Annotated in this window: 11 protein-coding genes and 1 pseudogene; 6 read left to right on the top strand and 6 right to left on the bottom strand. The window is 71.1% G+C overall.

Annotation, left to right across the window (positions count from 1 at the left end; genetic code table 11):
- Positions 1 to 4 precede the first annotated feature (4 nt).
- The gene (gene tpg, locus V5O46_RS07940; protein WP_332883759.1) at positions 5 to 562 is read left to right on the top strand and encodes a telomere-protecting terminal protein Tpg; all 558 of its coding nucleotides are present in this window, start codon (positions 5 to 7) and stop codon (positions 560 to 562) included.
- Between the two features lie 296 nt (positions 563 to 858).
- On the opposite strand, the gene V5O46_RS07935 is transcribed toward tpg, so the two are convergent.
- On the bottom strand, positions 859 to 1,863 hold the full coding sequence (locus tag V5O46_RS07935; RefSeq protein ID WP_332883758.1) for a MerR family transcriptional regulator: 1,005 nt from the start codon (positions 1,861 to 1,863) through the stop codon (positions 859 to 861).
- Positions 1,864 to 1,866: 3 nt separating this feature from the next.
- The gene (locus V5O46_RS07930; protein ID WP_332883757.1) at positions 1,867 to 2,538 is read right to left on the bottom strand and encodes a HEAT repeat domain-containing protein; all 672 of its coding nucleotides are present in this window, start codon (positions 2,536 to 2,538) and stop codon (positions 1,867 to 1,869) included.
- A 1,023-nt stretch (positions 2,539 to 3,561) separates the two neighbouring features.
- Here V5O46_RS07930 and V5O46_RS07925 point away from each other — a divergent pair.
- A complete protein-coding gene (locus V5O46_RS07925; RefSeq protein WP_332883756.1) occupies positions 3,562 to 4,869 on the top strand; it encodes a M28 family metallopeptidase in 1,308 nt (435 codons plus the stop codon).
- A gap of 234 nt (positions 4,870 to 5,103) precedes the next feature.
- On the opposite strand, the gene V5O46_RS07920 is transcribed toward V5O46_RS07925, so the two are convergent.
- Positions 5,104 to 6,120, bottom strand: a complete 1,017-nt coding sequence (locus tag V5O46_RS07920) for an MASE1 domain-containing protein (RefSeq protein WP_332883755.1) — start codon at positions 6,118 to 6,120, stop codon at positions 5,104 to 5,106.
- 160 nt (positions 6,121 to 6,280) lie between these two features.
- Entirely contained in the window at positions 6,281 to 7,642 is a 1,362-nt protein-coding gene (locus V5O46_RS07915) for a PP2C family protein-serine/threonine phosphatase (protein WP_332883754.1), read from the bottom strand.
- A gap of 910 nt (positions 7,643 to 8,552) precedes the next feature.
- Between V5O46_RS07915 and V5O46_RS07910 the strand changes: the two genes are divergently transcribed.
- Positions 8,553 to 10,580 carry an NHL repeat-containing protein gene (locus V5O46_RS07910; protein WP_332883753.1) on the top strand — a complete coding sequence of 676 codons (2,028 nt, stop codon included), beginning with the start codon at positions 8,553 to 8,555 and terminating at the stop codon, positions 10,578 to 10,580.
- Between the two features lie 96 nt (positions 10,581 to 10,676).
- Here the strand turns inward: V5O46_RS07910 and V5O46_RS31850 are convergent.
- Positions 10,677 to 10,907, bottom strand: a pseudogene (locus tag V5O46_RS31850) (TetR family transcriptional regulator C-terminal domain-containing protein); the annotation flags it as partial.
- Between the two features lie 335 nt (positions 10,908 to 11,242).
- On the opposite strand from V5O46_RS31850, the gene V5O46_RS07905 reads away from it, so the two are divergent.
- From V5O46_RS07905 to V5O46_RS07900, 3 genes are all read left to right on the top strand, one after another.
- Positions 11,243 to 11,611, top strand: coding sequence for a hypothetical protein (locus tag V5O46_RS07905; RefSeq protein WP_332883752.1), 369 nt, complete (start codon positions 11,243 to 11,245; stop codon positions 11,609 to 11,611).
- A 493-nt stretch (positions 11,612 to 12,104) separates the two neighbouring features.
- The gene (locus V5O46_RS31845) at positions 12,105 to 12,560 is read left to right on the top strand and encodes a WD40 repeat domain-containing protein (protein WP_408648938.1); all 456 of its coding nucleotides are present in this window, start codon (positions 12,105 to 12,107) and stop codon (positions 12,558 to 12,560) included.
- 385 nt (positions 12,561 to 12,945) lie between these two features.
- Positions 12,946 to 13,137 (top strand): GNAT family N-acetyltransferase, encoded by a 192-nt coding sequence (locus V5O46_RS07900; RefSeq protein ID WP_332883751.1) that lies wholly within the window; start codon positions 12,946 to 12,948, stop codon positions 13,135 to 13,137.
- 181 nt (positions 13,138 to 13,318) lie between these two features.
- Here V5O46_RS07900 and V5O46_RS07895 read toward each other — a convergent pair whose 3' ends face one another.
- Positions 13,319 to 14,248: an AraC family transcriptional regulator gene (locus tag V5O46_RS07895; protein ID WP_332883750.1), complete on the bottom strand. Its 930-nt coding sequence runs from the start codon at positions 14,246 to 14,248 to the stop codon at positions 13,319 to 13,321.
- Between the last annotated feature and the right edge of the window lie 80 nt (positions 14,249 to 14,328).

The following is a 14,328-nucleotide window of genomic DNA, read 5'->3' as shown; positions in this document are numbered from 1 at the left end:
GGTCATGGCGGACTCGGTCGGGGACAGCCTGGACCGCGTGCTGGAGGGGGCCTTCACCCGGCCCGTCCCCAAGAGCGCCCAGGCGCAGATGAAGTACCTGGTCAAGCAGCTCAAGGGCACCAGGGCGGTCGCCCAGCTGCTGGGCGTCTCCCAACGCACCGTGGAGCGATACCTCAAGGGCCGGCTCAAGCGGCCCCGCAGCCGCCTGCGCGGACGCATGGAGCGCGAGGTCAGGCGCCGGTGGCAGCCGCAGATCCGGGCGAAGGCCAGGCAGCGGGCGGAGTCCACGGACGGCCTGGTCGTCTCGACCCGCGCCAGGTTCGGGTTCACCGCCGCGCCGGGCACCACCGACGACGCCCGCATCCGAGACATCACCCAGGCCCTCCCGCCGCTCTGGGCGGGCCGTCTCTTCGCCGCGCGCGAGCAGGGCGCCACCGAGCAGCAGCTCCAGCGCATCGCGGCCGAGGGTCTGGCAGAGACGTACTTCCGCGCCGACAACACCCGCGCCCACGGCCTGGGCGTGGAGTTCACCGACGTGGAACGCATCGAGATGGAGCTGTAGCCGCTGCATCAGCACCGTTCAGGGTTCCGAGTCAGCGAACCCCGCTCTTCGTTCCGACACCTTTCGCGGACTCTGCCGAAGTTGCGTTCTCCCTCTTCAAGTGGCCTCCTGCAGAGGCCCCCTCGGGAGCCGCGGCGCTGGAGCGCTGCCCGCCTCGCAAGTCCGCATCGACCCAGTCACCTCGGAACAGCACCGCCGGCGGTCCCCCTCGCTGTCAAGGCGACAGACGAGGTCACCGGGCGGAGCGGTGGGTGTTCCTCGAACCTCTGTCGACGCGTGCAGGCAGGAGAGATCCGTCACCGTGCGCCGCGTAGCTGAAGCAGGTACGCGGCGGTCAGCGCAACGGCAGGGTCCGCGTCGTGCGACAGCTCCGCTAGGGCACGCGACGCCCTCGTTCCCGGGATACCCGCCAGCGCCTGGGTCAGCCGTCCGCGCGCAGGTGCTCCGGCAGTGTCGTGGGCGAGGCGGTCCACGAGCCCGCTCGCGATCCGATCGGCCGTCGCGGAGTCGCTCGCCAGCACGCTCAGTGCATCGGCCGCATCGATGTCGTTCCTTCCCTCCACGATCATGTCGAGGAGCGTCGGGACCGCATCGGCCACACCACGAGCCCCGAGGGCGACAGCCGCGTACCCACGGACCACTACGTCGGGGCTCCCGAGGGCGTCCCGCAGACGCGCGGTAGCCTCCCCACCCGGCATCTCGACGAGGGACTGAACGGCACGCTCCCGCACCGCCGCCACCGGTGACCCGAGGCCCTCCGCCAGCAGTGCCGAGCCGCGGTCGCCCGATCGCGCCAGCGCCCAGCGAAGGGCCCCGGCGACGTTCGGCTCCGTCTCGCTCAGCGCCGCGTCGACCAGGGCCTCCACCGGCACCGGAATCTCCTCGACCGAGGACAGGGCCGCACGCTGGCGCGCGTCGGCGCTCTTCGACTCCAGCGCCTGCAGGAGCGCGACGACCCGGAGGACGTCCTCCCAGTCGGCGGGGACTGCGGCATCGATCCGGCGCAGCCGCATGAGCAGCTCGGTCTCCGCCGCGATGCGTTCCCGCGTCCGACGGATGAGATCGCCGACGAGCGCCGAGGGCGTGAAGCCGGGATCGTCCAGCGCGCGCCCGATCTCACGCAGCGACAGCCCCAGCGATCGCAGGCTCTCGACATGGAAGATCTGCTGGATGTCCTCCCCGGAGTACTCCCGATAGCCGGAACCCGTACGACCCGAAGGACGCACCAGACCGAGCGACTCGTAGTGCCGGAGCATGCGGGCACTGACCCCGGACCGTCGCGCCACCTCACCGATCAACACGTCCTATCGTCCCTCCTGGCCGGGGCTGCCGAGTGCCACGACGCGCTTCGCCTCCTCGAGCGCGAACTCGAACCCGGAGTCCGGGTCGCGCAGCAGCCGTTGTGTGGCGAGCGCGTGCGCGCGGATGCGCGGGTCAGGGGCCGTCGTCGCGGCACGCAGAGCCGGCACGACCACCTCACCCAGCGCGACCAGCGCCCGGCTGAGACTCATCCGGGTCTCCCTCCCACCGCGCCCGAGCTGTGTCGCAAGCACCGTCGCCAGCCCCGACTCCTCGCCTTCCGGCACGAGCGCCACCGCGGCCCGCCAGGCGCTCCGCGCGACCTCGTCGTCGGCGTCGGTCAGGAGCGTCCGTGTGATGGCCGGCCACGCCTGCCGGTCCCCGATCTTGGACAGGGTATGCAGCGCCTGGCTCCGTGCCTGCGCACGCTCCGAACGCACTTCGCCGAGCAGCCCGGGAAGCGTCATGGACACCGGGTGACGGATGAGTGCCCAGGTCAGCGCGTCGCGGACGAAGAACTCGGGCTCGAGCGCGCACCGCTCGACGAGCTTGTCGACGAAGCGCGGGTCAGGCGTGGTGCCGACCGCCAGAGCAGCGCGCAGCCGCACCGACGAGCGGCCGTCCTCCAGCCCCCGGAGCGCCCGTAGCGCATCCGCGTCCTGGCTCGTGATCGTCATCGAGACCACCTCCTCGTCCGGCAGTGAAGACCCTGTCACCGTGTCAAGGTCAAGCAGGGCCCGTTGCGTGAGCAACGGACACTGTCGTTCCCAGCGGATCCGCAGCCTTCGGAAGCCGTGCAGCCACGCGAAACCCGCGCGATCACCTGCCGTGCAACGCCGAGACCCGTGCCGTGTCGCGTACCGCGGCGGCCTACGCCTGGGCACTCGACCGCGGTCCGCTGGATGAGGCCGGCACGGGCGCGTGGCCGCGTCGCGCGTCGTGTCGGCCGGCACGGGAGTACTACGACCGGGGCGGCAGCGCGCAGTTGACCATACTGGCCTGCTGGTACGTGTACGCGTGGTCCCTGCTGAAGACTGACCCCCTGGCTTCCCGCCGTCTCCGAGCGCCGCTGCTGTCACCACCGAGCTCAATGCTGATTCTGCGCCGCGAGGGCGGTGGAGGAACTCTCCCTCGCGTGAAGCGCGTCCCCGTGAATCGTGACGCAGACCAAGAATGGAGATGCGGACGGTACGGGCTGTACACGCCTGCGGGTACGTCCGACAGCTGGGACGTCGCCCAAGTGAATCCGGACATTCCGGAGGACAGGAAGGTGACCATCACGGTGTACGACGACCGTGCCGTGACCGACCGGGTCGCCACGATCAACGCCACCTCCTGATGTCCTGATCCTGCTGCCGGTACCAGGTGGGCTCCGGCAGCAGGACGTCGTTGCGGTGGTGCGGGTCCTGACCCGGTCCTGGCCCCGCTATGCCGGATGGTCCGCGGTGTACGGCTCGGTCCTCGGACGGTCCGGTTCGGCCCCATGTGCTCGGACGGGATCCGCCCGGATCGCGAGAGCCTTCCCCGGACGGCCGGTTACAGGTCTTGACGCCACGTCAACAGTTCACCGAACATTCAGCTCGCACGGCCGCACCAGGCACAGGTACCACACAGCTCCAGCGCCCCGCATCCAAGTTCCGCGGGGCGACGCGCAACGTTCCGTACCCCATCCCCAGTTCGGAATCATGGAGCCCCCACACATGAACCTCACCGTTCGCAAGCGTGTCCTCACGGTTGCCGGCGTAGCGCTCGCCGGGCTGCTGGCCGGGGCCGTCCCCGCCGCCACTGCCGAGCAGGCCTCTGCCGCCGCCCCCGACATCCCCGTGGCCAACGTCAAGCAGCATCTGGCCGACCTCCAGTCCATCGCGACCGCCAACGGCGGCAACCGCGCCCACGGCCGGGCCGGGTACAAGGCCTCCGTCGACTTCGTGAAGGCGAAGCTGGACGCGGTCGGCTACACCACGACCCTCCAGCAGTTCTCGTCCAACGGCAGGACCGGCTACAACCTGATAGCCGACTGGCCCGGCGGAGACCCCGACCAGATTCTCATGGCGGGCGCTCACCTCGACTCGGTGACGTCCGGTCCGGGCATCAACGACAACGGATCCGGCTCGGCGGCGATCCTGGAGACCGCGCTCGCCGTCGCCCGAGCCGGCCACCAGCCGGACAAGCACCTCCGCTTCGGCTGGTGGGGCGCCGAGGAGCTGGGCCTGGTCGGCTCGAGGTACTACGTCGGCAACCTGTCCTCCGCCGAACGCCAGAAGATCAGCGGCTACCTGAACTTCGACATGATCGGCTCCCCGAACCCGGGCTACTTCGTCTACGACGACGACCCCGTGATCGAGAAGACCTTCAAGGACTACTTCGCCGGCCGCGGTATCCCCACCGAGATCGAGACGGAGGGCGACGGACGCTCGGACCACGCGTCCTTCAAGAGCGCAGGCATACCCGTCGGAGGACTGTTCACCGGCGCGAGCCGGACGAAGACCTCCGCCCAGGTGCAGAAATGGGGCGGCACCAGAACCGCCTTCGACCGCTGCTACCACTCCTCGTGCGACACGACGTCGAACATCAGTGACACGGCACTGGACCGCAACAGCGACGCCATCGCCCACGCGGTCTGGACCCTCTCCTCCGGGGCGACCACACCGCCGCCCGGCACGGTCTTCGAGAACACCACCGACGTCTCCATCCCCGACAACGGGCCCGCCGTGACCTCCTCCGTCACCGTCAGCGGCATTCCGGGCAACGCCCCCGCCGACCTGGCCGTCGGCGTGGACATCATCCACACCTGGCGCGGCGACCTCGTCGTCGATCTGGTCGCTCCCGACGGCAGCGTCTACAACCTGAAGCCGTACTCGGCCCCGGACTCCGCCGACAACGTCCAGGCCACCTACACGGTCAATGCCGCCGCCGAGACGGCAGCCGGCACCTGGAAGCTGCGCGTCCAGGACCGGGCCGCCTACGACACCGGCTACATCAGCAGTTTCCGGCTGACCTTCCCGTGAGACTCGGGGGCGCGGGTGACGGTGCCGCCGGGGGGAGGGGGCCAGCGATGCACGTGGTTCCCGCCGTCTGTCTCGTCCACGGTCGCCGGGTCGTCGCGGCAGCCGCGATCCGCACTCGCACCACCGAGGACGCGGCTGCTCCACGGCAGCCGCGTCCTCGCGTAGCAGCCGTGGGGCGTCACCGGTGAGGGTGGGCCGGCCGCCGGATCGTTCCTCATCGTGCCTTCCGGTCGATCACGGTGGCCGGTTCTGCCCGCCGTCCTCCTCGTCGTTGCCCCGGGCCTCGGGGAGCGGCGGGCCACCGATGTCCGGTCTGCTCCGCGCCACCATCTCGGAGAGTCGCCGGGAGGCTGCCTCGATCTCCGCCTGGGTCCGGTTCCGCTCGGTGATGGTCGCGGAGAGCAGCAACGCGGTCAGCGCGGCGGTGGCGTTGAACGCCTGCAAGGAGATCATGTTGGTGAGCAGGCTCTGACCGGCGAACGCCCCTGTCTCGCGAGTGGCGGAGAGAATGGCGAAGGTGGACAGGGCCAGGGCGCAGGGCGCGGCACCGGGCTGCTGGAAACGGAAGGCAGCCCAGATCAGAAGGGGAAAGCCGAGGAAGAGGAGCGGCGCGGGGGCAGTCTCGAGGAGGAGACCGAAGGCGGCGGTCGCCGCGGCAAGCAGTGCGCCTTCTGCCCACCGCGATGGTGGGGTCCGTTTCGGCCAGTGCACCGACCGGAGGGCCAGCAGCACGGGCGTCACCAGCAGAACGCCCATGGCGTCCCCGGTCCACCAGACCCACCACGTGGGCCAGAACCGGTCGTCGGGCAGAACCTGCGCAAGATACAGCGTGCCGCTGCCTACGGTCGCGCTGATGAGCATGCCGGTGAACCCGCCGAGGAAGACCAGCGCGAGCGCGTCCTGGAAGCGGTTCAACTCCGTGCGGAACCCGGTACGGCGAAGCAGTGCGTAGGAACAGAGGGGTGCGAGTGTGTTGCCTGTCGTGATGGCCAGGGCGACAGGGGCCGACGGCCCGAGGGGGACGTTCACCAGAAGGGCACCGAGTGCGATCCCTGGCCAGACCCGCGCGCCGATCAGGAGCAGGCCGGTCAGGGCGATGCCGGTCGGAGGCCACAGCGGGGTGACCTGGTCGCGCACGAGCTGCTGGAGCAGGCCCAGCTCGGCGGAGGCGTAGTAGAGCGCGGCAACGGCGACGATCTGCAGAGCCGTCCTGCCGCCGCGCCGGAGCCGGGCACGGCGTGCGACCGTCACCGGGGAGCCCTCCGCACGACACGGCTCCGCCGTCCACCGTCGGCCGACCCTGCCGACTCCGCCATCGTGCTGCCCATCTGTGTGACCCTCCGCCGTGTGCGCTGTCGGTATTGCTCCGGATGACCGCTCGTGGTGGTGTTGCCGCCCTCGCGGTTCCGCCTCAGCCGCGTCGCTCCGGACCCGTGCGGCTCCTGCTCGGGGTGCGCAGGGCGAGGAGGGCCATGTCGTCGTGCCCGTCACTGGGATTGTGATCGGCCAGGGCCTGCACGAAATCGGGCAGGGGCAGGGAGGCGTGTGCGGTGGCGACTCTGCCGAGCTCGCTCAGGGTCTCGTCGATGGGGCGGTCAGGATGCTCGATCAGACCGTCGGTGTAGAACACCACGGTGGTGTCCGGGGGCAGGGGGTGGGTGTGGTCGGGGCGGGGCTGCCCGGTGTCGACGTTCAGTGGCAGCCCGGGCTCCGCGAACAGGTGTTCCGTCCGGCCGTCGGGGGTGATCAGCAGCGGCGGGATATGGCCCGCGCTGCTCCAGAGCAGTCTCCAGGCTGCACCGTCGGGTTCGATACGAGCCAGGCCGGTGGTGGTGACCGGATTGTCGGTGATGGCCTCCAGGGTGCGATCGAGCTGGCTGAGGACGGCACTGGGCGGAGTGCGCAGGGTGAACAGCAGCGCGCGCAGCATGTGGCGGGTGGAGGCCATGGCGGCGGCGGCATCCAGATCGTGGCCGACCACGTCACCGATGACGGCCGCGACCGCGCCGTCCGGAAGCAGGATGGCGTCGTACCAGTCGCCGCCGAGATGGTGGGGCTCTGCGGCGGGACGGTAGAACGCGGCGGCATCGAAGGGCCGGAGGTCGGGCAGCGCCGGCAGCAGCCGCCGCTGGAACTGCTCCGATCCGGTGCGGACCTGATCGAGGAGGCGGACGTTCTCGATCGCGATGCCGGCGGCGCTCGCGAGTGCGGCGACGATGTTCTCGTCGTCGGCGTCGAAGGGCTGTCCGTCGCGTCGCTCGGAAAGGTAGAGGTCACCGTAGATCTCGCCGCGGACACTGATGGCGACGCCGAGAAGCGTGCGCATACGGGGGTGGCCGGGAGGGAAGCCCACGGAGGCAGGGTGGGAGGCGATGTCGTCCACCCGCAAGGGCCGCGGATGGTGGATCAGGTACCCCAGTACGCCCCTTCCGCGAGGAAATCCCACCTCGGCCAGAGCTTCGCGATCCTGCCCGGCCAGGCCGACCGCGTTGAACTGCGCCAGGCGTTCGCCGGATTCGTCAAGAACTCCGAGCGCCCCGTAGCGGGCGCCGACCAGGTCCATGGCGGTGGTCACGATGCGGTGCAGCACGGCGGGCAGCTCCACTTCCCGGGTGATGGCCACCACCGCCTCCAACAGGCCCTGAACTCGGTCCTTGGCCTCGGTCAGAGCGCGCAGCTGAGCTTCGATCCTGCCCAGTTCGGCGTTCAGACGCGCCAGGGGGTCGGCGCGGGGCGGACGCTTTCCTCCTGCTCTCTCCTCGCCCCCCGCCATCACCCTCGCCTGTTCTGCCGGAACTCGCTCCCGGCGGCCCCCGGCCCGCCGGGGGTGGTGTCGGGCGGGATCAACGTGCCCATGGGAGGGAGCCGCCCGGCGGTCAGCGCGAAGAGCTGACGGGCGGGCACGCCGGCTGCCGCGGTCGTGGCGATCCGCCGTGTGTCCGGGACGAGCGTTCCGGTCGTCCGTGGCTCGGACAGCACCCGGGCGGCGCCGCTGGACCGGGGCTGCGCCGAGTCGTTGTGCCAGGCACCGGCCCGTGCCGGGACTGCAGGGGTCGCGTGGCTGTCACGACGGATCCGTTCACACAGCCACTCACGCGAGCAGTACACCCCGGCCTCCCGACCCGACCCTGATCAAGCAAGACCACACCGTGACACAGCCGAACAGCCCCACCCCCTCATTACTCCGCAAGCGGCATGCCACCCGCGAAGGGACCGGGTGGCTCCGGACGCGGACCGGCACTCCGGCCGGGCCAGGGGGGATGACCTTGCTGCCCGGACGGAACCGGAGCTGCGCCGCTTCCAGCCGGCCGGGTGGGGCGCGGGCAACACGAGGTGCCGGCCCGGCCGTCCTCGGAGCGAAGACCGTGGAGGCCCGCCGCATCCGCTGGTACCGGGGGCTCGATGCGCGCTACCGCTCCCCGCCGGCGACGTCCTCAACAGGTGCCTGCACCGGACGGGAGCTCCCCCGGGGCGGACCCCTGGGGCGGTGGCCACCGGGCAGGCACGGGAGGATCCGCCCAAGCGGACCAGTGGGGGCCGCTGGCATCACCTGTTGGGGCCACATCCCTGGACCGTGCCTCGTGCTTGCGGCGCCAGGAGACCGCGCGGTGGGACCTTGGACGGCGTCCCCGCGGCCTGCCCTCGACCGGGCCGCGGTTCCCGCATGAGAGAACGGAGCGACCGTGCGACATCGCAACATCCTGGTGCTGAGTGCCGCCCTGTCGGCCCTGTCCGTCGGCGCGTCGTACGCTCAGACCCCGGGGGCACCGCCGGACCGGCACGAGGGCGTCGCCCAGCGCGGCGTGGTGCGCAGCGGCGACGGTCCGCTCGCCGCAGCCCGCGTCACGCTGTACCAGGCAGGGGACGGTACCGGGAGCGGGGCGCGCGCCCTGGCCCGGACCCGCAGCGACGCGCGGGGGCGCTTCGAGCTCGTCTACGAGCAGCCCTCCGACCCGAAGGCGGTCCTCTACGTGACCGCCGACACGGCGAAGCGGCCCCACCGTGGGCGGGCCGGCCACCGGGTCTCTCCCGTCCGGCTGACCAGTGTCCTCGGCCTGCCCGGGAGGTACCCGTCGATCGTCGTCAACGAACGGACCACGGTCGCCGCCGGGTTCGCGATGGCTCAGTTCACCAAGGGCTCCGAGATCTCGGGCGGCCACCCCGGCCTCCAGAACGCCGCCGGCGTCTCCCACAACCTGGCCGACATCAGTACCGGCGACGTGGCCCGGGTGCTCGGCACCGCACCCAACGGCGATCGCACCTCCACCCTGCGCGCGTTCAACTCGCTGGCCAACATCCTGGCCGGCTGCACCGCCGGGGAGACCTGCGACGAACTGTTCTCGCTGGCCACCCCGCCCGGCCGGAGCGCACCCCGCGACACCTTCCAGGCGGCCGCCGACATCGCCCGGGCACCCGGACACGACGTCCAGGCGCTGTTCGGCCTCGCGTCCGCACGGCAGGAGTACCGCCCGGCGCTCACCAGCGCTCCCGACGCCTGGACCATCGCGCTGCGCTACGTCGGCAACGGCCATGAACTCGACGGGCCCGGGAACGTCGCCTTCGACGCCGAGGGCACCGCCTGGATCGCCAACAACTACACGTTCGACCCCGACCCCTTCCGGACCGCCTGCGGATCGCGGATCCTGTCGCGCCTCACCCCCACCGGGGAGGCGGTGCCGGGCGCCCCGTACCGGGGCGGTGGACTGTACGGGGCGGGCTACGGCGTCACCCTCGACCCCCAGGGCCGGGTGTGGGTGGGCAACTTCGGTTTCCAGGGCGCCGGGTGCCCGCTCGACGCCGACCGCCTGTACCGCAGCGTGTCCCAGTTCACCCCGAACGGCCGGCCGATCTCGCCGCCGCGGGGCTGGCGCCGGGGCGGCATCCTGCAGCCGCAGGGGCTGATGTCCGACCGCGAGGGCACCGTCTGGGTCGCGAACTGCGGCGGAAGGAGCGTCACCCGGATCCCGCACGGGCGGGCCGAGGAGGCGCGCAAAGTCCCCTTCGGCGACCGGATCGTCAAGCCCTTCGACGTCACGGTCGACACCCGTGGCCGCGCCTGGGTGACCGGCAACGGAACGGACAACGTGGGACTGCTCTCCCCCTCGGGCGAGTTGGTCAGGACCGTCGAGGGCGGCGGGATCAAGCGGCCCATGGGGATCGCCTCCGACAGCCTGGGCAACGTCTGGGTGTCCAACGGCGGCGTGGTCGTGGCCCCGTGCGAGGGCACCACGCCCGCGATGCTGGCGGAGGCCGTCGTGGACATCGTCACCCGGCACGTGGACGCCTCCGTCACGATGATCCGCCCCGACGGCAGCACACCGCGGAAGCCGTTCGTCAATGACGGCCTGTTCCTTCCGTGGGGGATGGCCGTCGACGGGAACGACACCGTATGGGTGTCGAACTTCGGCGGCCGGCGGGTGGCCAACCTCTGCGGCGCCCGGGTCTCCGCCTGCCCGCCGGGGCTCACGACGGGAGACCCGATCTCCCCCGCCGACACCGGCTACACCAGTGACGGGCTGGAGCGGAACACCGCGGTGCAGATCGACCCGTCGGGCAACGTGTGGCTGACGAACAACTGGCGGACCGTGCCGGTGCAGACCAATCCCGGCGGGTACGAGATGGTTGTCCTCGTCGGCCTGGCCGCCCCGGTGAAGACGCCGCTGCTCGGTCCGCCGCGGCAGGCCGACGGCCCTGGCGGCCACCGGTCGTGAGCCCTTCGACCCGTCGCCCTGCCCCGCCGCGCGACCGGGGCAGGGGCACGGGTGGGCTGCGTCGAGGAGGCGGGGCAGGGACACGGTGAGGAAGCGGTCGAAGGGAACGCGGCTGCGGTCGACGCGGCCGCGCATGACGGCCCCTTTCCAGCACTCGGTGATCATCGGTGCCAGATCCGCCGTTCCGATGGCGTCGTTGACGTCCGCGGCACCGGTGGTCTGGTCCAGACAGTCTCCGATGAGGGCCGGCCACTGGTCCATGACGTCCGCCGGCCGGTGTCGGGACTGGCCGTTGTCGTCGGTCAGTTCGAGAGCGAGATCGCCCATCGAGCGGGCGACCTTCCAATGGGTCACCTGGTACAACGAGGAACGGCTCCACCCCGTGCGGCGGCGCGTGGGCGCACCATCGACGCTCTCCGGGCACTCGGTGAGCCTGCTCGGGCGCTGCGGGCGCTGAACAGCGGTTGCCCCTGCGCCAGTTGGTGGCATCGTCGCAGCTGCGCCGAGCGTACGCGCGGCGTCCGGTACGTCTCGGTGCTTCCACTTCCTCACATCGGGTCGTTTGACTACGAACCGGATGCTCCCGGATGCCTGAGCGGATCAGAGTGGAGGTCGAGGCAGGGCCCCGGTCAGCGGGGTCCTCCTGGACGTGAAGGAGAAGGATGCGTAACAAGAAGGCCCTTGGTGCGGGTGTGCTGGCCCTGGCTCTCGTGTCGGGTGTCGGCTGGGCGCAGGCGGCGGAGAGCGGGGCCGAGGCCAAGCCGAAGGCGGCACCGGCGGCAGCTGCTGCCGTCGAGGGGTACCAGGTGGTGAAGCTGCCGAACGCGAACGTGCCGAACTTCCAGCGGCGGACGGTGTACTGCCCGGCGGGGAAGGTCGTCATCGGCGGCGGCGCCGAGGCACAGGGCAACGACGCTATCCTGGTCGGCTCGTTCCCGACGGACGACGGGCGAGGCTGGGTCGGTCTCGGTCGGCAGAACATGTACAGCACCGTCGGGATCTCGGTGTACGCGATCTGCGCGTTCGCCTGATCACCACCTCCTCGCTGCGTCCCGTCCTGCTCCTTCGGGGCGGGGCGCGGTGCCGACCGTGCCCCGCCGGGCCGTTCCGCGAACGCGGGACAGTCCCCGCCCGGTGACCTCCGGTACGCAGCCGGCAGTCCCGTCCATGGAGCCGGCGCCGACGGGGGACAGCGCGGGCCCGCGGCCGGTCCCGGTCTCGGTCGCGGGCCGACGGTCGTCTTCCGGACGGGACCAGCGGCCCGGTCAGGCTCCGTTGCCATGCGCGGCATGACACCAGCGGCTGACCCGCTCTCCGATGTCCTCGGTTCGTTGCACATACGGGCCGGATCACTGTCCGGGCCGGAGGTATGGGGCAGTTGGGCACTCCGCTTCCGGATCCACGAGCAGACATCAGGATCGGTGCCGTACTCGACGGGTACTGCTGGCTGAGTGTCGACGACACCGAGCCGGTACGCCTCGAGGCCGGCGACTCAACCGCTGCTGATCCTGTTCGGTCTCTGGGGTGTTCGCAGCTACCTCCCGACGTCCCCGGCACCAGGGCCGCCGCGTCGGCGCCCGGCACGCCGCAGGGCACCGGTGCCCCCGGGCGGCCGTTGAGCCGACGCCGGATCTGGAGGACGCCTTCACCGGCAACAATGCGCTCGCCTTCACTCCGGATGGCCGGCTCCTGGCAACCGTCGTCGACAACGGGTCCTCGTGGAGCGTCCGCTTGTGGAACACGATCACGGGGCAGCCGGTACGCAACTTGCCGACCGAGGCGCCGGGGGTGTCCGCGGTGGCGATCAGCCCCGATGGCACCACTGTGGTCAGCGGGACGGGCTGGCGTCCGGTGATCATCTGTTCGAAGTGCGCGGTCTGGACACCGGCCTGCTCGGTGACACCATCACCACTCTCGCCGGCCGCACTACACGACGTGTCGTGCCGACCGCCGAAGCCGCAGCAGTCACCCACGGCGTGAACGTGCTGACCAGAACTCAGGACGAGGCCGGGGCGGGGCGACCACGGCCACGGCCGGGAACGGGGACCGCTCGTTCGACGTCGAGTACGACCAGCACACCGTACCCCTCACCCAGCACGACCGGATCCGTGCCGCCCTCCACCCCGTCCGCTTCGCCGGGAGCGCCGACAGCCGACGCCGCGCCGGAGAAGGTACCGAGCGGACGACTGAGACGGACGGGCGCGCGGGAGGGGCCTGCTCACACCGGATGCACGAAGACCCTGCCCTTCGCGTACGACACGTTGCGGCCGGCGCGCCCCCGCTGTTCAGCCGGGAACGGCTGGGTCGGGGGACCCGCCCTTCGGACGAGCCGATGATGATCGACCCGGATCATCATCGTCGGAGGTTGGAGCGGCGTCTGCTTCGGCACGCGGAGGAGACGCTGCCGGCCCTGTACCCGTCCATCCGGCCGGAGAGCTTCACGGGCCAGACCCGGGCCGACGCGTTCTGCAAGGCGTGCGGACGGGAGCACGGGAATCGGCTGGAGGGCGAGGGACCGGTCGAGGTGGAGTGCATCAAGAGCCACAAGGGCGGCTGAGTGCTCGGCGACCCGGTCCTGGCCGCCGGGGCTTCCACCGGATCGCGTCGGAACACCTGCCGCCGATCTCGTGGCTCGCTGTCCGTCCTCGGCAACGGCAACGGCAACGGCAACGACAGCGCTTCGCCGGGTCACCGCTGAGCGTCCCCACGAAGCAGACGCCGGAACACCGAACGCTCACCTACGCCGCTGCGGCACGGAACGAACTGGGACTCAGGCCCTTGTGGCGTTTGAAGGCGGCGCTGAAGCCGAAGGCGTCGGCGTAGCCTACGGACTTCGCGATCTGGGCGATGCTGAGGTCGGTGTCGGCCAGGAATGCCTCGGCCTCGTCCATGCGGCATTCGGTGAGATAGGCGAGAGGCGGACGGCCCATCAGTCGGGTGAAGCGCTTGGCGAACAGCGCCCGGGAGACGCCTGCTTGAGCGGCCAGCGAGGCTACCGTCCAGGTGTCGGCGGGCCGCGCGTGGAAGGCCTGCAGGGCAGGTGAGAGGACCGGGTCGGCGAGGCCGCGGTACCAGCCGGGCGCGTCTGCGCCAGCTTGATCGAACCAGTTGCGCAGCGTGCACACCAGGGCCCAGTCGAGGAGACGGTCCATCAGCGCCTGCGATCCGGCCGATATCTGCGCGGCGTCGGCGGCGGCGCTCTCCAGCCAGGCGCAGACCTCGGCGTCCTCGTTGACCACCAGGACGGGCGGCAGGGCGCGCAGGAGCCGTTCGTGGCGATGGCCCGAGGCGCGGTAGGCACCCACGATCAGCGCGGTCGCTCCTTCCGGATCAGCGCTCCAGCGGATACCGCCGAGCTCTTGGGCGGTGCACTCGGTCCTCGCGGTGAAGCAGGCGATCTCGTACTCGACGTGGGGCCGGTGGACGGTGGCGGGGTGGTCCGCGAGGTGAAACGGTTCGGGGCCCCGCACGATGGCGGTGTCGCCCGCGCCGATCGCCCGCTCGGTGCCGTCGGGCAGGAGCAGGGTGCCCTGGCCGCGCAGCACGCTGACCATGGTGAGCGGTGCGCCGTCGGCGAAGCGGATGGTCCAGGGCGCGGTCAGTACGGCGTGGCTGACGACCGAGCCCTCTGCCCGGATGCCGCTCAGTAGCGAGCTCAGGGGATCCATGCATCGATCGTAGACGATCTCCTATGTTCTCCAGAGCTTCTCCTATGGATCGTCCAGGAGTTCGCGGCTGTACTGGACTC

The sequence above is a fragment of the Streptomyces poriticola genome (genome assembly GCF_036689765.1).
Taxonomy (GTDB): domain Bacteria; phylum Actinomycetota; class Actinomycetes; order Streptomycetales; family Streptomycetaceae; genus Streptomyces; species Streptomyces poriticola.
The sequence above is the reverse complement of the archived record's forward strand: the minus strand, read 5'-3'. Positions and strand labels throughout refer to the sequence as shown.

Bases quoted from the DNA above. Each gene is read 5' to 3' on its own strand.
- V5O46_RS07895 (WP_332883750.1), bottom strand. From the start codon at position 14,248: ATGGATCCCCTGAGCTCGCTACTGAGCGGCATCCGGGCAGAGGGCTCG.
- V5O46_RS07930 (WP_332883757.1), bottom strand. From the start codon at position 2,538: ATGACGATCACGAGCCAGGACGCGGATGCGCTACGGGCGCTCCGGGGG.
- V5O46_RS07915 (WP_332883754.1), bottom strand. From the start codon at position 7,642: ATGGCGGGGGGCGAGGAGAGAGCAGGAGGAAAGCGTCCGCCCCGCGCC.
- tpg (WP_332883759.1), top strand. From the start codon at position 5: ATGGCGGACTCGGTCGGGGACAGCCTGGACCGCGTGCTGGAGGGGGCC.
- V5O46_RS07905 (WP_332883752.1), top strand. From the start codon at position 11,243: ATGCGTAACAAGAAGGCCCTTGGTGCGGGTGTGCTGGCCCTGGCTCTC.
- V5O46_RS07925 (WP_332883756.1), top strand. From the start codon at position 3,562: ATGAACCTCACCGTTCGCAAGCGTGTCCTCACGGTTGCCGGCGTAGCG.